Annotated in this window: 12 protein-coding genes; 6 read left to right on the forward strand and 6 right to left on the reverse strand. The window is 53.1% G+C overall.

Annotation, left to right across the window (positions count from 1 at the left end; genetic code table 11):
* Positions 1 to 49: 49 nt before the first annotated feature.
* Together apbE and LZP96_RS14095 are read right to left on the reverse strand one after the other, a co-directional pair.
* A complete protein-coding gene (apbE, locus tag LZP96_RS14090; protein ID WP_258926114.1) occupies positions 50 to 1,105 on the reverse strand; it encodes an FAD:protein FMN transferase ApbE in 1,056 nt (351 codons plus the stop codon).
* A gap of 115 nt (positions 1,106 to 1,220) precedes the next feature.
* The gene (locus LZP96_RS14095; RefSeq protein ID WP_258926115.1) at positions 1,221 to 2,330 is read right to left on the reverse strand and encodes a porin OmpC; all 1,110 of its coding nucleotides are present in this window, start codon (positions 2,328 to 2,330) and stop codon (positions 1,221 to 1,223) included.
* A gap of 738 nt (positions 2,331 to 3,068) precedes the next feature.
* On the opposite strand from LZP96_RS14095, the gene rcsD reads away from it, so the two are divergent.
* Together rcsD and rcsB are read left to right on the forward strand one after the other, a co-directional pair.
* Entirely contained in the window at positions 3,069 to 5,738 is a 2,670-nt protein-coding gene (gene rcsD / locus LZP96_RS14100) for a phosphotransferase RcsD (protein ID WP_258926116.1), read from the forward strand.
* Between the two features lie 16 nt (positions 5,739 to 5,754).
* Complete coding sequence (gene rcsB / locus LZP96_RS14105; RefSeq protein WP_064326799.1) at positions 5,755 to 6,405, forward strand: response regulator transcription factor RcsB; 651 nt, start codon at positions 5,755 to 5,757, stop codon at positions 6,403 to 6,405.
* Between the two features lie 49 nt (positions 6,406 to 6,454).
* On the opposite strand, the gene rcsC is transcribed toward rcsB, so the two are convergent.
* Both rcsC and gyrA read right to left on the reverse strand, forming a co-directional pair.
* Positions 6,455 to 9,301 (reverse strand): two-component system sensor histidine kinase RcsC, encoded by a 2,847-nt coding sequence (gene rcsC / locus LZP96_RS14110; RefSeq protein WP_258926117.1) that lies wholly within the window; start codon positions 9,299 to 9,301, stop codon positions 6,455 to 6,457.
* 131 nt (positions 9,302 to 9,432) lie between these two features.
* A complete protein-coding gene (gene gyrA / locus LZP96_RS14115; RefSeq protein WP_258926118.1) occupies positions 9,433 to 12,069 on the reverse strand; it encodes a DNA topoisomerase (ATP-hydrolyzing) subunit A in 2,637 nt (878 codons plus the stop codon).
* A gap of 146 nt (positions 12,070 to 12,215) precedes the next feature.
* Between gyrA and ubiG the strand changes: the two genes are divergently transcribed.
* From ubiG to yfaE, 4 genes are all read left to right on the forward strand, one after another.
* The gene (gene ubiG, locus LZP96_RS14120) at positions 12,216 to 12,944 is read left to right on the forward strand and encodes a bifunctional 2-polyprenyl-6-hydroxyphenol methylase/3-demethylubiquinol 3-O-methyltransferase UbiG (protein ID WP_064326802.1); all 729 of its coding nucleotides are present in this window, start codon (positions 12,216 to 12,218) and stop codon (positions 12,942 to 12,944) included.
* A 349-nt stretch (positions 12,945 to 13,293) separates the two neighbouring features.
* Positions 13,294 to 15,579 (forward strand): class 1a ribonucleoside-diphosphate reductase subunit alpha, encoded by a 2,286-nt coding sequence (nrdA, locus tag LZP96_RS14125; protein ID WP_064326803.1) that lies wholly within the window; start codon positions 13,294 to 13,296, stop codon positions 15,577 to 15,579.
* A 105-nt stretch (positions 15,580 to 15,684) separates the two neighbouring features.
* Entirely contained in the window at positions 15,685 to 16,815 is a 1,131-nt protein-coding gene (nrdB, locus tag LZP96_RS14130) for a class Ia ribonucleoside-diphosphate reductase subunit beta (RefSeq protein WP_064326804.1), read from the forward strand.
* Positions 16,815 to 17,069, forward strand: a complete 255-nt coding sequence (yfaE, locus tag LZP96_RS14135; RefSeq protein WP_064326805.1) for a class I ribonucleotide reductase maintenance protein YfaE — start codon at positions 16,815 to 16,817, stop codon at positions 17,067 to 17,069. Before nrdB ends, yfaE begins: the two co-directional genes overlap by 1 nt.
* A 258-nt stretch (positions 17,070 to 17,327) precedes the next feature.
* Here yfaE and glpQ read toward each other — a convergent pair whose 3' ends face one another.
* Positions 17,328 to 18,386: a glycerophosphodiester phosphodiesterase gene (gene glpQ, locus LZP96_RS14140; protein ID WP_258926119.1), complete on the reverse strand. Its 1,059-nt coding sequence runs from the start codon at positions 18,384 to 18,386 to the stop codon at positions 17,328 to 17,330.
* A 10-nt stretch (positions 18,387 to 18,396) separates the two neighbouring features.
* Positions 18,397 to 19,749 (reverse strand): glycerol-3-phosphate transporter, encoded by a 1,353-nt coding sequence (gene glpT, locus LZP96_RS14145; protein WP_064326807.1) that lies wholly within the window; start codon positions 19,747 to 19,749, stop codon positions 18,397 to 18,399.
* Positions 19,750 to 19,893: the final 144 nt, after the last annotated feature.

Consider the following 19,893-nt stretch of genomic DNA (forward strand, 5'->3'; position numbering starts at 1 on the left):
ATCCTACCTTGCCAGAGCGCCATCAAACAAAAACCCGCAACCTTGCTTTTTAATTTTTTTCGCTCACGAGGAAGCTCTGGAACTGAGGCGACATCCAGGTTTTGAAGCCCTCCCCCTCTTTAAAGATCATGTACACCGCCAGCCCCTCCTGACGCACGACCTCTTTGGCTTTCTCCGTTCCCAACACCATCAGCCCCGTATCCCAGGCATCAGCCTCCAGCGCGGTGGGCGAGACAACCGTTACCGAGACCAGCTTGTGTTCAATGGGACGACCCGTTTGCGGATCGATGACGTGCGAAATTCGTTTGCCATCCAGCTCGTAATAGTTGCGATAACTGCCGGAGGTACTAATCCCATGACCGTTAATGTCCACAATCGCCTGGACAGCCTGTTGCTGATCGGTCGGTTTTTGAATAGCCACGCGCCAGGGTTTATCGCTGGCGTTCATACCACGGCTAACCAGCGCGCCGCCCACCGACACCAGATAACGGGCGATGCCCTCCTGGCTCATCAGCTTTGCAAGATGATCGGCGGCGTAACCCTCGCCGACGGTAGAGAGATCGACGAAAAGATCGGGAATATCTTTTTGTAAATACTGTTGTCCGTACTGATTGATCACCGACAGATGTTGTAACCCGGTACGGGCCCGTGCATCGTCGATTTGCGCCTGCCCGGGCTCGCTCACCGGCTGCTTATTGGGACCGAATCCCCACAAATTGACCAACGGCCCCACGGTGATATCCATCGCGCCATTGGTTTTATAACCCACGCGCAGCGACTCGGTGATGATGTCCGCCATCGCTGCATTCACAGGCCAGGGCGAGGTGCTGTTCGATAAATTGAATCGCATCAGTGCGGAGTCATTTTTATACGTCGTGAGCAGCTGATCGTCCGCGTCGAGCTGGCTCTGGATCTTCTCGCGCAGTTCACTGGCCCGATCTTTATCAACATTCATGATGCTCACGCGCCAGAATGTGCCCATCGTCTTGCCTTCAAGTACCGTTGCTGCGGGTGTTTCAACCTTTGCCACGGGCGTGGAAGAATCGCATGCCGTGAGAAAGAAAAGCGCCGCCAGTACGCTGGCGCGAAAAAAAGTCATTTCCATTCGTTATTATCCTCAAACCTGAACGGCAAGAGTACACCAAAACGGTTCGTTTTGAGTGGTGAAAAAAGCATAAAAAAAGGGACCTTAAGGTCCCTTATGTAAAAAAGACAAGAAATTAGAACTGGTAAACCAGACCCAGCGCGACGATATCGTCAGTGCCTACGCCAGCTGCACGGGTAAAGTTATTGTCATCCAGCAGGTTGATTTTGTAATCAACATAGGTAGACATGTTTTTGTTGAAGAAGTAGGTCGCGCCAACGTCAACATATTTCAGCAGGTCCTGATCGCCGTAACCGCCTTCGATGTCTTTGCCTTTAGACTGCAGGTAAGCCACGGATGGACGCAGGCCGAAATCGAACTGGTACTGAGCAACCACTTCGAAATTCTGTGCTTTGTTAGCAAAACCGTAAACGGAGCTGTCGTTCTGAGAGTTGCCGAAACGCGTTGCGTTATAGGTCTGGGAGTAGTGCGCTGCCAGGTAGATGTTGTTTGCGTCGTATTTCAGGCCGCCGCTGTAAACTTCAGCACGGTCGCCGTTGCCGTAAACGTCTACTGCGTTCTGATCTGCGGTACGTTTAGAGGAAGACATCGCACCGCCTACGCTGAAGCCTTCGCCCAGGTTATAGGTCAGTGACGCGCCATAGCCGTCGCCGTTCTGTTTCAGGGTGCTGCGACCCGTGTCGTTTTCACCGCTTACGCTGCCGTTTTTACCCTGATACTGCAGAGCAAAGTTCAGGCCATCCACCAGACCAAAGAAGTCCTGGTTACGGTAAGTGGCAACGCCATTTGCACGTTGTTGCAGGAAGTTGTCGCTGCCGTAAGTGTCGCCGCCAAATTCTGGCAGTACGTCGGTCCAGGACGTTACGTCATAGATGACGCCGTAGTTACGACCGTAGTCGAATGAGCCTGCATCACCAAATCTCAGACCGGCGAATGCCATACGCGTCCAGGACTGGTTGTCGCTTTCAGTGGTGTTGCCCTGAATCTGGTATTCCCACTGGCCGTAACCGGTCAGCTGGTCGTTTACCTGCGTTTCGCCTTTGAAGCCCAGACGCATGTAAGTCTGATCGCCATCAGCACCGTCATCATCAGAAAAATAGTGCAGGCCATCTACTTTGCCGTACAGATCTAATTTGTTGCCGTCTTTATTATAAATTTCAGCCGCATTTGCTGCGCCCGCTACCAGCAGTGCTGGTACCAGGAGGGACAGGACTTTAACTTTCATTTTATTAACCCTCTGTTATATGCCTTATAATTGCCACTGCTTACTGATTGACCCTCTCAACCAGTCGGCACATTCATTCTCCGCAAAAATACAGAATAATCCAATACGAATATGATACTAAAACTTTGAAGATGTTTCATTTGTCGTCAAAGATGTGTCAACTTGTAAACAAAAGGGAACTTTTCGACAGCACAAAAAGCTAATAAATAAGGCACTTTTAATCAAAGTGTTATATAAAGCCATTTAAATCAAATAGATAAACAAAAAATAGTTACCGCACTGAATGACAAAACAAAGCGCTTTGAGTTCACTAAAATATATCTCGCTATCATCATTAACTTTATTTATTACCGTCATTCAAATTTGAATGTCTGTTTATCCCTAATTGAGCCGAATGCACTGCATTCGGTTTTTTTTTACTTTTCTTTACGGAAAAGTGTTTTTTTTGTGCTACCCGCCTGAAATTATAACGACTATTAATTAAACCCTCCCGTGACATTCGTTGCGCCCATGCATTTACTCTAAATCTTAATTTCTTGTTAATTAGTGCTATTTCTTAACGATTACGATAATTATTTGTACAGATGGCAAAACGCTGTACACATTCACCGCTATTGCACTTTGGCCTGGATCGGGCGCAAAAAGTCCGTCACAGACTGACAACTACGCTGGAAATTCAGTTATTACGCTTTATACTGCCTATCTCCCAAAAGTGCGACCACCACGGGTTACCAATTAATGAGTCAATCTGAGACGACCGCGTCAGGCAAATTTTCCCTCCTTCCCGGGAGCATCACTCGTTTCTTTCTTCTATTGATCATAGTGCTGCTGGTGACGATGGGAGTTATGGTGCAAAGCGCGGTTAACGCCTGGCTGAAAGACAGAAGTTATCAGATTGTCGATATCACCCATGCATTGCATAAACGCATCGACACCTGGCGCTACGCCACCTGGCAGATTTACGACAATATTGCTGCTGCTCCGGGCACCGCTTCCGGTGACGGATTGCAGGAGACGCGCCTCAAGCAGGACGTCTACTACCTGGAAAAGCCGCGCCGCAAAACCGAAGCCTTAATTTTTGGCTCCCACGATAGCGCCACGCTCGAAATGACGCAGCGGATGTCGACCTACCTCGACACGCTGTGGGGCGCTGAAACGGTGCCGTGGTCGATGTACTATCTTAATGGTCAGGATAACAGCATGATCCTGATCTCCACGCTGCCGCTTAAAGATCTCTCCTCGGGCTTTAAAGAGACGGCGGTGGGTTCCATTGTCGATACTCGCCGCGCGGAGATGCTGCAGCAGGCGAATGCGCTGGATGAGCGCGAAAGTTTCTCTTCGCTGCGTCGCCTTGACTGGCAAAACGGTCATTACTTTACGCTGCGCACGACGTTTAATCAGCCAGGACATCTGGCCACGGTGGTCGCCTTCGACTTACCGATTAATGATTTGATCCCGCCGGATATGCCGCTGGATAGCTTCCGTCTGGATCCGGACAATTCCACACAAAACTTGCGCACGCCGCCTGATAAAGAGACCGCGGAAAGCGTAGCAATCTCCTTTAATGGTTCAAAAATTGAGATCACCTCCTCGCTGAACTCGACCGGTATGCGCCTGGTGTGGCAGGTTCCGTTTGGTACCCTTCTGCTGGACACGCTGCAAAATATCCTGCTGCCGCTGTTGCTTAACATTGGCCTGCTCGCCCTGGCCGTGTTTGGGTACACCACGTTTCGCTTCCAGCCGGGGCGGGCGAGTGAAAGCCCTTCCTCCTCTGGTTCCAGCAGTGAACTGCGCGTATTGCGAGCCCTGAACGAAGAGATTGTCTCCGTGCTGCCTCTGGGTTTACTGGTGCACGATCAGGAAGCAAACCGCACGATCATCAGTAATAAAATTGCCGACCACTTAATGCCGCATCTTAATTTGCAGAACATCACCGCAATGGCCGATCAGCATCAGGGCGTGATTCAGGCGACCATTAATAATGAACTCTATGAAATACGCCAGTTCCGCAGCCAGGTGGCATCACGCACGCAGATCTTTATCATTCGTGACCAGGACCGTGAAGTTCTGGTGAATAAGAAGCTGAAGCAGGCCCAGCGGTTGTATGAGAAAAATCAGCAAGGCCGTGCCGCGTTTATGCACAATATCAGCGATGCCTTCAAGCAACCGTTGAAAACGCTGGCAGCTCAGGCCGCCAGCCTAAAAGAGCCTGAAAGTCATCAGCTGGCGATCCAGGCCGACTCTCTGGCCCGTCTCGTCGATGAAATTCAGCTGGCGAATATGCTGGAGAATGACAGCTGGAAGAGCAGCCCGTCCCTCTTCTCCATCCAGGCGTTGATTGACGAAGTGGTTCCTGAAGTCTTGCCGGTGATCAAGCGTAAAGGGCTTCAACTGCTGATTAACAATAATCTCCCCGCCAATGATGAACGCCATGGCGATCGGGAGGCGTTGCGCCGCATTCTGTTGATGCTGATTCAGTACGCCGTCACCACCACCCAGATTGGCAAAATTACGCTGGAAGTCAGCACCGATGAATCGGTCGACGATCGTCTGACGTTCCGTATTCTCGATACCGGTGAAGGCGTCACGGTGAATGAGATCGATAATCTCCACTTCCCGTTCCTGAACGACACGCAGAGCGATAATTATGGCAAAGCGAACGCCCTCACCTTCTGGTTGTGCGATCAGCTGGCACGTAAGCTGGGCGGGCACCTGAATATCAAGGCGCGTGAATCGCTGGGGACGCGTTATTCTCTGCACGTTAAAATGACCGCAAATCCACAGGAAGAGGACGAAGAACGCCTGCTGGATGACGTCGTGGCAATGGTGGATGTGACCTCAAACGAGATCCGCGCTATTGTGGTTCGTCAGCTCGAAAACTGGGGTGCTGAGTGCATCACGCCGGATGAGAGACTGGCGAGTCAAGAATTTGATCTCTTTTTAACTGATAATCCGTCTAATCTTACTGCCTCCGGCTTGCTTTTAAGCGATGATGAGTCCGGCGTGCGAAAAATCGGCCCCGGCCAGCTGCGCGTCAACTTCAATATGAGCAATGCTATGCAGGAAGCTGTACTACAACTAATAGAAGAGCAGCTGGCGCAGGAAGGGATCCTGGAGTCCCCGTTGGGTGGCGATGAAAATGCCGAACTCCATGCCAGTGGCTACTATTCACTCTTTGTGGATACAGTTCCAGATGATGTTAAGCGGTTGTATACTGAGTCCGCCGAGAAAGATTTTGCGGCACTGGCGCAGACAGCACATCGCCTTAAAGGGGTGTTTGCCATGCTTAACCTGGTTCCGGGCAAGCAGTTATGTGAAACGCTGGAACATCTTATTCGTGAGACAGATGCTTCTGGCATAGAAAAATACATCAGCGACATTGACGCCTACGTCAAAAGCTTGCTGTAGCAAGGTAGCCTAATACATGAACAATATGAACGTAATTATTGCCGATGACCATCCGATTGTACTGTTCGGTATTCGCAAATCACTTGAACAGATCGAATGGGTGAATGTTGTCGGTGAATTTGAAGACTCCACAGCACTGATCAATAACCTGCCTAAACTGGATGCGCACGTGCTCATCACCGATCTCTCCATGCCTGGGGATAAATACGGTGATGGCATTACCCTGATCAAATACATTAAGCGTCACTTCCCCAGTATTTCGATCATTGTTCTGACCATGAACAACAACCCGGCTATCCTGAGCGCCGTTCTGGATCTGGATATCGAAGGTATCGTGCTTAAACAAGGCGCACCGACGGATCTGCCAAAAGCCCTGGCGGCACTGCAGAAAGGCAAGAAATTTACGCCGGAAAGCGTGGCTCGCCTGCTGGAGAAAATCAGCGCGGGTGGTTACGGCGACAAACGTCTCTCGCCGAAAGAGAGCGAAGTACTGCGTCTGTTCGCAGAAGGTTTCCTGGTTACGGAAATTGCCAAGAAGCTTAACCGCAGCATTAAGACCATCAGCAGCCAGAAGAAATCAGCGATGATGAAACTGGGCGTGGAAAACGATATCGCCCTGTTGAACTATCTCTCCTCTGTTACGCTGAGCGCGGTCGATAAAGAGTAATGCTTTGGTCGTAAAAAAACCCGGTCGCGCATTTGCGGACCGGGTTTTTTTATACCCTGGTTTTCCTGACGCGTTCGGCATACACCGACAGCGTCTGTTTGAGAACGTCCAGCGTCACCGGCTTCGACAGGCAGCTGTCCATCCCTGATTCCAGACAACGTTGTTTCTCTTCCGCCAGCGCATTCGCCGTCACCCCCACCACCGGCAACGTCAGGCCAAGCTGACGAATACGCTGGGTCAGGCGATAGCCATCCATGTTTGGCATGTTAACGTCGCTCAGCACAATATCGATGTGGTTCTTGCTGAGAACATTCAGCGCATCGACCCCGTCGTTGGCGGTCAGGCAAAGGTACCCCAGTGACCCGAGCTGGTCGGCCAGCAGTCGGCGGTTAATCGGGTGATCGTCGACCACCAGAATCATCATGTCATCGTTTCTGGCGACGTTAGATTCCACCGACGGCAGCGCCGCGACGCCATCCCGGGTGTCTACTTCAACTTTGTAAATATGCGCCAGCAGGTTAAGCAACTCATGCGGCGTCGCCACGCTGTGAACCCATTCACCAGGCACGCGCTCCTGCGGAATACCGATGTGCCGACGGCAAAAGACCACCGCTGCCCTACCCTGCCACGCGGCATCCGGCGCATCATCGGTAATAAGGATATCATCAGCCTCTGCCGTGTGGCCCTCGTAACGCGCCACGCTGAGGCCGCTACGGGTGAGCAGCGACTCCAGGAACGTATAAAGGGAGGCGTTATGCACCGCCAGCCAGCAGCGTTTGCCGCTGAGCCCTTCTACAAACGGTTTTTCCGGATGCTGCGCATGGTAAAGCGGGATACGAATCGTAAACTGACTGCCCATGCCCGGCTCGGTATCCACCGAGATATCACCGTCCATCATGCTGATCAGCTTTTCACAAATCGCCAGTCCCAGGCCGGTACCCTGGAAGTTACGCTGTACGCCGGTGCCCACCTGGAAGAAAGGATCGAACAGACGCACCACCTCTTTTGCCGGGATCCCAACGCCCGTATCGCGCACGCGGATGCTGAGATAGTCCCCTGCACGGGACACGTGCAAAATGATGCAGCCGATATCGGTAAATTTAATGGCGTTGCTCAACAGGTTTGAGATCACCTGCTGCAGACGCATCGGGTCACCTTCCAGCGTCAGCGGCACATCGGGTTCAATAAAGCAGTAAAGGCCCAGCTGTTTACGCACGACCAGCGGCATATAGTTGGCGGTAATATGGTTCATCACTTCACGTGGAGAGAACTCGCGCGGCTCGATTTTGAGCTGTTCCGATTCGATTTTTGAGAAATCGAGAATATCGCTGATGATTTTCAGCAACAGGCTGGAAGAGTTATTCATCGCCGTGACGAGACGACCCACCCCTTTCGGTAACTCTTTCGTTTGCAAGAGATCGAGGTTACCAATAATGCCGTATAACGGCGTGCGAAGCTCATGGCTGACCGTCGCCAGGAACATGGATTTCGACTGGCTGGCCTGTTCCGCCGCTTGCGCCATTTCCTGCAAAGACTCTTCCATTTTAACGCGGGCGGATACATCCACCAGCACGCAAATCGCCACGTTTTCGTTGCGATAACGTGAATGCACAAAGCTGATTTGCAGATTGGTATTGTTACTGGTGAGCACGTCGACGAAGTTCACCTGCTGACCGCAGATAATCTGCGTCAGGCGCTGTCGGTCCTCGTGGGTCAGCATATTCAGGTAGTTGTGCGCCAGTTCGTTACTCAGGATATTGGTGCCGTCCTGGGTACGCAGGATACAAATGCCGACCGGGGCTGAGGCAACAATTTTACGGTTAAATTGTTCGTGTTCTTCCAGGCGCTGCGCATCGATTTCGGCGGGAATAAAAATTCTGCGCTCATACATCCGCGTCAGCATAAAGAGGGCGATACCGACCAGCACGTTCAGCAGGATAGCGTTCAAAATCAGCAGGCGTATACGTTCCAGCACCAGGTCAACCGGCACGGAATAGACAATGCTCAGGGACGATGGCGGCAAACTTTTTTTCAGCACCAGCTCGCGGAACCCGGAGGTGTAGCCAAACCAGGTACGCTCCTGCAACCAGTGCTGATCGATTGTGATGCGCTTCTCCGGACCGGTGAGGGAGATCAGGGTATGGCCATTCTCGTCCAGAATGGTCACGCCCATCGGCAGGCTGCCCGGCGTGAAGAAATTCTCCATCCGGATAGTTTGCTCAATTCCCAGCAGCGCCTGCAGGCGGTTGGCCAGGTAGACCGGCGTCAGCGCATAGAAGTAGCCCACTTCAGCGCGCGGGCCCTGGCTTATCCAGTAAATGTTGTTACTGCGCTCGTCCTGCGGCGCGTTACGGTATTTCTTAATCCGTTCGTGCAGGCTTTTCAGCGCATTATCACGGTCGACCGGCACATCGCGCAGGCCGAAATTCGCCATGCACAAATTATCGCTACCGATAAGAAAGACGCGATTCAGATCGTAAGCCGCAGAAAAATTATCCCGCCAGTAGCGCATAAACCATGACAGTGACTCCAGCGACCCGCGCCAGGTTCCGCCCATCGCCGAGCAGTCGGAATCGGGGAACAGCGGCTCAAAATTGGGGATCTCAACCTTATCGTTTCGTCCACGGCTGGCCAGAATACCGTTTTCCGCCGTCAGCCGGTTTTCCGCGATGTATTTCAACTCTTTCATCACATCCGACGTGCGCTGGATATAGCGCTGGGCCTGATCGGAGTTATAGCTAAACTCCTGACGGATCTCGGACTCCTTCTTGTGCAAGGCGTTGACGATATAGAACACCGAGGCCAGGGCCACCAGTAGCCAAAGCAGTAGCGCTAACGCCCGGAAAAAATAGCGAGAAACTTTTAGCGTGGTACGAAAGGAGACGAGATATTTCAAGGGGGCGAGGCTCCGCCGTCGGGGTCAAAAAGAATGTGGTTAAGGTAGCGGTAAACGTAGTTTGTCGCAATGCTCACGTGTCCGCAAAAAAAGAAAGGGCCGGAATCCGGCCCTTTTTACGTCAGGAGACATTACTCTTCAGCGTCGTCCGCAACATCATCGTCGCTTTCGGCTTCTGGCGCGATTTCATCGTCGCCTTCCGCTACGCTGCCGTCGATAGAATCCAGTTCTTCATCGTCGACAGGCTCAGCAACACGTTGCAGGCCCACCACGTTTTCATCTTCCGCAGTACGGATGAGGATCACGCCCTGGGTGTTACGCCCTACCACGCTGATCTCTGACACGCGAGTACGCACCAGCGTACCGGCATCGGTGATCATCATGATCTGATCGCAATCATCAACCTGCACCGCGCCGACAACAGAACCGTTACGCTCGGTCACTTTGATCGAGATAACACCCTGCGTGCCGCGTGATTTGGTTGGGTACTCGGCTTCAGCGGTACGTTTACCGTAACCGTTCTGCGTCACGGTCAGGATTGCTCCTTCGCCACGCGGAATAATCAGGGAGACAACCGCGTCTTCACCGGCAAGCTTAATACCGCGCACGCCGGTCGCGGTACGTCCCATCGCACGTACGGCGTTTTCTTTGAAGCGAACGACTTTACCCGCCGCGGAGAACAGCATGACTTCGTCAGTACCAGAGGTCAGATCAACGCCAATCAGCTCGTCGCCTTCGTTCAGGTTCACCGCGATGATCCCGGCAGAACGTGGGCGGCTAAACTCGGTCAGCGCCGTTTTCTTCACGGTGCCGCTGGCGGTCGCCATGAAGACGTTAACGCCCTCTTCGTATTCACGCACCGGCAGAATCGCCGTAATACGTTCGTTCGGCTCAAGCGGCAACAGGTTGACGATTGGGCGACCACGCGCACCACGGCTCGCTTCTGGCAGCTGGTAAACCTTCATCCAGTACAGACGACCACGGCTTGAGAAGCAGAGGATCGTGTCATGGGTGTTAGCCACCAGCAGGCGGTCAATAAAGTCTTCTTCTTTAATACGTGCCGCAGACTTGCCTTTACCACCACGACGTTGTGCTTCGTAGTCGGTCAGCGGCTGATACTTCACATAGCCCTGGTGAGACAGGGTGACCACCACATCTTCACGGTTGATCAGGTCTTCAATGTTGATATCAGAAGAGTTCGCGGTAATTTCCGTGCGACGCTCATCGCCGAACTGATCGCGGACCAGTTCCAGCTCTTCGCGGATCACTTCCATCAGGCGATCGGCGCTGGCAAGAATATGCAGAAGCTCTGCAATCTGCTCCAGCAGCTCTTTATATTCATCGAGCAGTTTTTCATGCTCAAGGCCGGTCAGTTTCTGCAAACGCAGATCCAGAATAGCCTGCGCCTGCTGCTCGGTCAGGTAGTACTGACCATCACGCACGCCGAACTCAGGTTCCAGCCACTCAGGACGTGCAGCGTCATCGCCTGCACGTTCGAGCATGGCAGAGACATTACCCAGCGCCCAAGGACGGGCGACCAGACCGGCTTTTGCCTCAGCAGGCGTTGGCGCACGGCGAATCAACTCAATGATAGGGTCGATGTTTGCCAGAGCAACAGCCAGTGCTTCAAGGATGTGCGCACGGTCGCGGGCTTTACGCAGTTCGAAAATGGTACGGCGCGTCACCACTTCACGACGGTGACGAACGAACGCGCTCAGAATATCTTTCAGGTTCATGATCTTCGGCTGACCATGGTGCAGTGCAACCATGTTGATACCGAAGGAGACCTGAAGCTGAGTCTGGGAGTACAGGTTGTTCAGCACAACCTCGCCCACCGCGTCGCGTTTGATTTCAATTACGATGCGCATACCGTCTTTATCAGACTCGTCACGCAGCGCGCTGATACCTTCAACACGTTTTTCTTTTACCAGTTCCGCGATCTTCTCGATCAGGCGCGCTTTGTTGACCTGATACGGGATTTCGTGAACGATAATGGTTTCACGGCCGGTTTTCGCATCTGCTTCCACTTCTGCGCGGGCGCGAATATAAATCTTACCACGACCGGTACGGTATGCTTCTTCAATACCACGACGGCCATTGATGATGGCAGCCGTTGGGAAGTCCGGACCCGGAATGTGTTCCATCAGCCCTTCAACGGTAATCTCTTCATCGTCGATGTAGGCGAGACAACCATTGATGACTTCGGTGATGTTGTGCGGCGGAATGTTGGTTGCCATACCCACGGCGATACCGGAAGAACCGTTAACCAGCAGGTTCGGGATCTTAGTGGGCATAACATCAGGGATACGCTCGGTGCCGTCATAGTTATCGACGAAATCGACCGTCTCTTTTTCCAGGTCAGCCATCAGCTCGTGGGCGATTTTCGACATACGGATTTCCGTATAACGCATCGCCGCAGCGGAGTCGCCGTCGACAGAACCAAAGTTACCCTGACCATCTACCAGCATGTAACGCAAGGAGAATGGCTGCGCCATACGGACGATAGTGTCGTAAACGGCGATATCACCATGCGGGTGATATTTACCGATGACGTCACCCACGACACGGGCAGATTTTTTGTAGGCTTTATTCCAGTCATTGCCCAATACGTTCATGGCGTATAGTACGCGACGGTGTACCGGCTTCAGGCCATCTCGGACGTCCGGCAGCGCACGGCCAACAATGACCGACATCGCATAATCCAGATAGGAGCTCTTAAGCTCTTCCTCGATGTTAACCGGTGTAATTTCTCTCGCAAGGTCGCTCATCTAACCGCTATCCCTCTACTGTATCCCGGATTCAAAGGTCGCAAATTATAACACAACCGCTACCAGACAGGTAAACCTGTATGCTTTATTCGCGGGGATAGCCTGATATACTCGATTGTCTTGCTAAATAAGGAGTAAAAGCGCCCATGAATGCCGAAAAATCACCGGTGGCTCACAACGTAGACCATGCAGAGATCGCCAAATTTGAAGCGGTGGCGTCCCGCTGGTGGGATCTTGAGGGTGAATTCAAACCTCTGCACCGTATTAACCCGCTGCGTCTGGGCTATATCGCGGAGCGTTCCGGCGGCCTGTTCGGTAAGAAAATCCTCGACGTCGGCTGCGGCGGCGGGATCCTCGCAGAGAGCATGGCGCGCGAAGGCGCGACGGTGACAGGTCTTGATATGGGCTTTGAGCCCCTGCAGGTTGCCCGTCTTCATGCGCTGGAATCCGGGGTGCAGGTGGACTATGTGCAGGAAACCGTCGAAGAACATGCGGCGAATCATGCCCATCAGTACGACGTGGTGACCTGCATGGAGATGCTGGAGCACGTTCCCGATCCACAGTCCGTTGTGCAGGCCTGCGCAAAGCTGGTCAAACCGGGCGGCCAGGTGTTCTTCTCAACCATCAACCGTAACGGCAAAGCCTGGCTGATGGCGGTGGTTGGCGCGGAATATGTGCTGCGCATGGTGCCGAAGGGCACGCATGATGTGAAGAAATTTATCAAGCCAGCGGAATTATTAGGCTGGGTGGATCGGACCGGGCTTAAAGAGCAGCATATCACTGGTCTGCATTACAACCCGTTAACCGATAAATTTAAGCTGGGTGCGGGGGTGGATGTTAACTATATGTTGCATACGACCGCCAAAAAAGACTAACGTCATCGAATAATCTTATAAAGATTGCGCAGCATCATGTTGCGCAATTCTGACCTCCCGTTGAAGAAATCAGCACTCGATCAAATTTTCATTTTTTTTTCTACATTATTGACATCACGTCCAGGCCTTACGGTACGAGGACTTAGCCTTTTTTACGCTCTGACAACCTCATTTTAACGTCAAAATCAACTCTTGTGCTGAAAAGATTCGATACTAGAATACTCACCATATAGCGTTCATTTAATCGCAAACCCCCTATATATAGTATTTATCCACAGAGTTAGTCACAAGACGGACCTGTGGATAAGCGGGGGGATATTTTTTATTTCACGGACAGGTAAAAAACCACATGAATCAGAGTCTGCTGGTGACAAAGCGCGACGGTACCACTGAGCGTATCAATCTCGACAAAATCCATCGAGTTCTCGACTGGGCAGCAGAAGGACTGAGCAACGTATCTATTTCCCAGGTTGAGCTGCGTTCACACATCCAGTTCTATGACGGCATCAAAACGTCTGATATCCATGAAACCATCATCAAGGCGGCTGCCGATCTGATCTCTCGTGAGGCACCGGATTATCAGTACCTCGCTGCCCGCCTGGCCATTTTCCACCTGCGCAAAAAAGCGTACGGTCAGTTCGAGCCACCCGCGCTGTTTGACCACGTTTCAAAAATGGTCTCCCTGGGTAAATACGACAGGCATCTGCTGGAAGACTACACGGAAGAAGAGTTCGAGCAGATGAACGGGTTTATCGATCACTGGCGCGATATGAACTTCTCTTACGCAGCGGTGAAGCAGCTCGAAGGCAAATACCTTGTTCAGAACCGTGTGAGCGGCGAAATCTACGAGAGCGCCCAGTTCCTGTACATTCTGGTGGCGGCTTGCCTGTTCTCTAACTACCCGCGTGCCACCCGTCTGGAATACGTGAAGCGTTTCTACGATGCGGTCTCTACGTTCAAAATTTCTCTGCCAACGCCAATCATGTCCGGCGTGCGCACCCCGACGCGTCAGTTCAGCTCGTGCGTTCTGATCGAGTGCGGCGATAGCCTTGATTCCATTAACGCCACCTCCAGCGCCATCGTGAAATACGTCTCCCAGCGTGCCGGTATTGGTATTAACGCGGGCCGTATTCGTGCCCTGGGTAGCCCAATCCGCGGCGGTGAAGCGTTCCACACCGGCTGTATCCCGTTCTACAAGCATTTCCAGACGGCGGTTAAATCCTGCTCTCAGGGCGGCGTGCGCGGCGGTGCGGCTACGCTGTTCTACCCGATGTGGCATCTGGAAGTGGAAAGCCTGCTGGTGCTGAAAAACAACCGTGGTGTTGAAGGCAACCGCGTGCGTCATATGGATTATGGCGTGCAGATCAACAAACTGATGTACACCCGTCTGCTGAAGGGCCAGGACATTACCCTGTTCAGCCCGTCTGACGTCCCGGGCCTGTACGATGCCTTCTTCGCCGACCAGGACGAATTTGAGCGTTTGTACACCCAGTACGAACAGGATGACAGCATCCGTAAGCAGCGCGTGAAAGCCGTCGACCTGTTCTCTCTGATGATGCAGGAGCGTGCCTCCACGGGCCGTATCTACATTCAGAACGTCGACCACTGCAACACTCACAGCCCGTTCGATCCGGCCGTTGCGCCTGTGCGTCAGTCTAACCTGTGCCTGGAAATCGCGCTGCCGACCAAGCCGCTGTATGACGTGAATGACGAAAACGGTGAAATTGCCCTCTGCACGCTGTCTGCGTTTAACCTTGGCGCGATTAAGAGCCTGGATGAACTGGAAGAGCTGGCGGTGCTGGCCGTTCGCGCCCTCGATGCCCTGCTGGACTACCAGGATTACCCAATCCCTGCGGCGAAACGCGGTGCAATGGGGCGTCGTACGCTGGGTATCGGCGTAATTAACTTCGCCTACTGGCTGGCGAAAAACGGTAAACGCTACTCCGACGGCAGCGCAAACAACCTGACCCATCAGACTTTTGAAGCGATTCAGTACTATCTCATGAAAGCGTCAAACGAGCTGGCTAAAGAGCAAGGCGCGTGCCCGTGGTTCAACGAGACTACCTACGCGCAAGGCATTTTGCCGATCGATACCTATAAAAAGGATCTCGACGCCATCACCAGCGAACCGCTGCATCTGGACTGGGAAGCGCTGCGTGAATCGATCAAAACGCACGGTCTGCGTAACTCCACGCTCTCTGCGCTGATGCCTTCTGAGACGTCCTCGCAGATCTCCAATGCGACGAACGGCATTGAGCCGCCGCGCGGCTACGTGAGTATCAAAGCATCGAAAGATGGCGTGCTGCGTCAGGTTGTGCCGGACTACGAGCTGCTGAAAGATAACTACGAACTGCTGTGGGAAATGCCGAACAACGACGGTTATCTGCAGCTGGTCGGTATCATGCAGAAGTTTATCGATCAGTCGATCTCTGCCAATACCAACTACGATCCAACGCGCTTCCCGTCTGGCAAAGTCCCGATGCAGCAACTGCTGAAAGACCTGCTGACTGCCTACAAGTTTGGCGTGAAAACCCTGTACTATCACAACACCCGTGATGGGGCTGAAGATGCGCAGGACGACATGGCGCCTTCTATTCAGGACGATGGCTGCGAAAGCGGCGCATGTAAGATCTAATAAATCCCCTCACCCTAACCCTCTCCCACTGGGAGAGGGAACTCTTTCCCCCCCTCCCTGTGGGAGAGGGCCGGGGTGAGGGAAATAACACCACAGGACACACTCATGGCATATACCACCTTTTCACAGACGAAAAACGACCAGCTTAAAGAGCCGATGTTTTTTGGCCAGCCGGTCAACGTGGCACGCTACGATCAGCAAAAATATGACATCTTCGAAAAGCTGATTGAAAAGCAACTCTCCTTCTTCTGGCGTCCGGAAGAGGTCGACGTGTCGCGCGATCGTATCGACTTCCATGCGCTGCCGGATCATGAAAAGCACATTTTCCTGAGCAACCTGAAGTACCAGACGCTGCTCGACTCTATCCAGGGCCGTAGCCCGAACGTGGCGCTGCTGCCGCTGATCTCCATTCCGGAGCTGGAAACCTGGGTAGAAACCTGGGCGTTCTCCGAGACTATCCACTCTCGCTCTTACACCCATATCATCCGCAATATCGTGAACGATCCGGCGGTGGTGTTTGACGATATCGTCACGAACGAGCAGATCCAGAAGCGCGCTGAAGGCATTGCCCATTACTACGACGAGCTGATCGAAATGACCAGCTACTGGCATCTGCTGGGTGAAGGCACGCACAACGTTAACGGTAAAACCATTACCGTGAACCTGCGCGCGCTGAAAAAACAGCTCTATCTGTGCCTGATGAGCGTGAACGCGCTGGAAGCGATTCGTTTCTACGTCAGCTTCGCCTGCTCCTTCGCCTTTGCAGAACGCAAGCTGATGGAAGGTAACGCCAAAATCATTCGTCTGATTGCCCGTGATGAAGCCCTGCACCTGACCGGCACCCAGCATATGCTGAACCTGTTGCGCAGCGGCACGGACGATCCGGAGATGGCAGAGATTGCCGAAGAGTGCAAACAGGAGTGCTATGACCTGTTCGTGCTGGCGGCCCAGCAGGAGAAAGAGTGGGCAGATTATCTGTTCCGCGACGGCTCAATGATTGGCCTTAACAAAGATATCCTGTGCCAGTACGTTGAGTACATCACCAACATCCGTATGCAGGCGGTTGGGCTTGAACTGCCGTTCAAAACCCGCTCTAACCCGATCCCGTGGATCAATACCTGGCTGGTATCCGATAACGTGCAGGTGGCGCCGCAGGAAGTGGAAGTGAGCTCCTATCTGGTCGGACAGATTGACTCTGAGGTCAATACCGACGACCTGAGCGACTTCCAGCTCTGATGAGCCGCGTAACGCTCAGCCTTTCCGGTACCGAAGTTCTGTGCCGGGAAGAGCACGCTTCCCTGTTGATTGCGCTTGAAGCGCATCAGGTCGACGTGGAGTACCAGTGTCGCTCGGGATATTGCGGCTCATGCCGCTGCCGCTTAGTCGCCGGTCAAGTAGACTGGCTGACCGAACCGCTGGCCTTTATCAACGAAGGTGAAATTTTGCCCTGCTGTTGCCGGGCGAAAGGCGATATCGAAATCGAGATGTAACCCCCGCCCTGGTCACCTCTCCCGTAGGAGAGGTTTAAGGTGAGGGCATCAGGCCGCAGAGCCATAATTTCGGTAGCGGCTTCACAACAACACTGCACCCGCCCTTGTCCCCTCTCCCGTGGGAGAGGGTTAGGGTGAGGGCATCAGGCCGCAGAGCCATAATTTCGGTAGCAGCTTCACAACAACACTGCACCCGCCTTTCTCCCCTCTCCCGTGGGAGAGGGTTAGGGTGAGGGCATCAGGCCGTAGAGCCTGACCTTATTTCTTCTGAATAAATTCCACCGCTTTGTCCGGGAAATCGGTAAACAATCCGTCCACTCCGGCCTGATTGTACAGCACGTCGTAAAGCTGATTCACATCCGTGGCATACGCGGGGAGCTGGTCGGCACGCACGGTGTAAGGATGCACCTGGAGATGATCGCTATGCGCCTCTTTCACCATGGCCGTCAGCTTCACCTGCCCTGGTGACGATCCTTCCGCCACCAGCATATGGTAATCCGGGCCAATACCGTCAGCATACTGCGCAATCTGCTTCATCGCCCCGGGCTTAAACATCCAGTCATAGCTGTAGTTCACCCATGTCCCGTCCGGCTGCTTTTCCTGGGTTTCATTCCAGTCGGTGTAAGCGATCAACTGGACAAGATTCAGGTTCATGCCCATTTTCGGCTCCAGCTCATTTTTGATGCGCTTCAGTTCTGCGGCATCAAAGCATTGCAGGTAAACCTTGTCCTTTTTGCTGGTGTAACCGTACTTTTTCAGCACCTCCAGCGTTTTCGCGGCGATATCCTTGCCTTCCTGATGGTGGAACCACGGCGCTTTAATCTCCGGGTAAATCCCGATGTTCTTCCCGGTTGAATGGTTTAGCCCCTGAACAAACTCAATCTCCTCTTCAAAGGTATGAATACGGAAATCGGATTTGCCCATCGGGAAACGCCCCGGATACACCTGAACCTGTTTACCCTTTTCCAGCTCAAACCCTTCGGTGAATTTCAGCGAGCGAATTTCATCCAGCGTAAAATCAATGGCATAGTAACGGCCATCTTTTCGTGCGCGGTCCGGAAAACGTGTTGCCACGTCGGTCACACGATCCAGATAGTGATCGTGGAGAACGACCAGATGGTCGTCCTTCGTCATCACCAGATCCTGCTCAAGGTAGTCGGCGCCCTGCGCATAGGCCATTGCCTTAGCCGGAAGCGTATGTTCCGGCAAATAGCCACTGGCGCCGCGATGGGCGATCACAATTTTCTCTGCCGCCATCGCCTGAACGCTGAGCAGGCCGGCCAACAGCATACCGGTTGCAATACGGGTACAGTTCATCACCTGCTCCTTATTGACGACGCGCCTGTACTTCGGCGTGATGGCGTTTTTCACCAAACATCACCACGATGAGCAACAGAACCGCAAGAATACTGCCACCGATCATCACCATAAAGCCCCCGTCCCAGCCGAAGAAGTCCACGGTGTAGCCAACAATGGCGCTTGCCGCGACCGACCCGCCCAGATACCCGAACAGCCCGGTGAAACCTGCGGCAGTGCCGGCGGCTTTTTTCGGTGCCAGTTCAAGCGCGTGCAAACCAATCAACATGACAGGGCCGTAGATGAGGAAGCCGATAACAATCATACAGGCCATATCCACGCCCGGATTACCCGGTGGGTTGAGCCAGTAAACAATGGTGGCAATGGTTACTAACGTCATAAAGAAGACGCCCGTCGCCCCACGGTTACCGCGGAACACTTTGTCCGACATCCAGCCGCAAATCAGCGTGCCCGGAATACCGGCGTATTCGTACAGGAAGTACGCCCACGACGATTTATCCAGCGCAAAGTGCTTCACCTCTTTCAGATAGGTCGGTGACCAGTCGAGGATGCCGTAGCGCAGCAGATAGACAAACACGTTGGCAATGGCGATGTACCACAGCAATTTGTTTGGCAAAACATACTTCATGAAGATCTGCTTTGCGGTTAACTCTTCTTCATGCTGCTCGCTGTAATCGTCCGGATAGTCGTTCTTGTACTCTTCAATAGGCGGTAACCCGCAGGACTGCGGCGTATCGCGCATTAAGGCAAAGGCGATAAGAGCAATGATGATGGCACCAAAGGCGGGCATATAGAGCGCCGCTTTCCAGTCGTTAAACCACGCCATGCCCAGCAGGAACAGCAGCGGAGGAATACCGCCCCCCACGTTATGCGCGCAGTTCCACACCGAAACGATCCCGCCGCGCTCCTTTTGCGACCACCAGTGCACCATGGTTCGCCCACAAGGCGGCCAACCCATGCCCTGGAACCAACCGCACAGGAACAGCAGAACAAACATGACGGCAATGCTCGATGTCGCCCAAGGGACAAAGCCCATAAACAGCATCACGGCGGCAGCCAGGATCAATCCCGCAGGCAGGAAAACGCGCGGATTCGACCGGTCTGATACGGACCCCATGATGAATTTAGAGAAACCGTAGGCGATAGAAATCCCGGATAACGCAAAGCCTAAATCGCCACGGGAAAATCCTTGTTCCACCAGGTAGGGCATTGCCAGCGCGAAGTTTTTACGCACCAGATAGTAAGCAGCATAACCGAAGAAAATCCCCAGGAAGATTTGCCACCGCAGGCGACGATAAAGGGGATCCACCTCCGCGTCAGACACGCGCGCCTGATGCGGCGCAGGTTTAAAAATACTGAGCATAATAGCCTCCGTGGCCTTGTCATAAACGACCGGACTGAGCGCGCCCGGTTCCAGAGGCCGCGATGTTAAAAAATCACAGTGATTGTTACTGTGAATCAACGCACAGATTGTTACAGAAATATGACAATGTGCGCAAAAAGGCGC

Source organism: Huaxiibacter chinensis (assembly GCF_022171985.1).
Lineage (GTDB): Bacteria > Pseudomonadota > Gammaproteobacteria > Enterobacterales > Enterobacteriaceae > Enterobacter > Enterobacter chinensis_A.

Excerpts from the sequence above, each read along its gene's own strand:
- apbE (WP_258926114.1), bottom strand. The coding sequence starts at position 1,105 with ATGGAAATGACTTTTTTTCGCGCCAGCGTACTGGCGGCGCTTTTCTTT.
- LZP96_RS14095 (WP_258926115.1), bottom strand. The coding sequence starts at position 2,330 with ATGAAAGTTAAAGTCCTGTCCCTCCTGGTACCAGCACTGCTGGTAGCG.
- rcsD (WP_258926116.1), top strand. The coding sequence starts at position 3,069 with ATGAGTCAATCTGAGACGACCGCGTCAGGCAAATTTTCCCTCCTTCCC.
- rcsB (WP_064326799.1), top strand. The coding sequence starts at position 5,755 with ATGAACAATATGAACGTAATTATTGCCGATGACCATCCGATTGTACTG.
- gyrA (WP_258926118.1), bottom strand. The coding sequence starts at position 12,069 with ATGAGCGACCTTGCGAGAGAAATTACACCGGTTAACATCGAGGAAGAG.
- ubiG (WP_064326802.1), top strand. The coding sequence starts at position 12,216 with ATGAATGCCGAAAAATCACCGGTGGCTCACAACGTAGACCATGCAGAG.
- nrdA (WP_064326803.1), top strand. The coding sequence starts at position 13,294 with ATGAATCAGAGTCTGCTGGTGACAAAGCGCGACGGTACCACTGAGCGT.
- nrdB (WP_064326804.1), top strand. The coding sequence starts at position 15,685 with ATGGCATATACCACCTTTTCACAGACGAAAAACGACCAGCTTAAAGAG.
- yfaE (WP_064326805.1), top strand. The coding sequence starts at position 16,815 with ATGAGCCGCGTAACGCTCAGCCTTTCCGGTACCGAAGTTCTGTGCCGG.
- glpQ (WP_258926119.1), bottom strand. The coding sequence starts at position 18,386 with ATGAACTGTACCCGTATTGCAACCGGTATGCTGTTGGCCGGCCTGCTC.
- glpT (WP_064326807.1), bottom strand. The coding sequence starts at position 19,749 with ATGCTCAGTATTTTTAAACCTGCGCCGCATCAGGCGCGCGTGTCTGAC.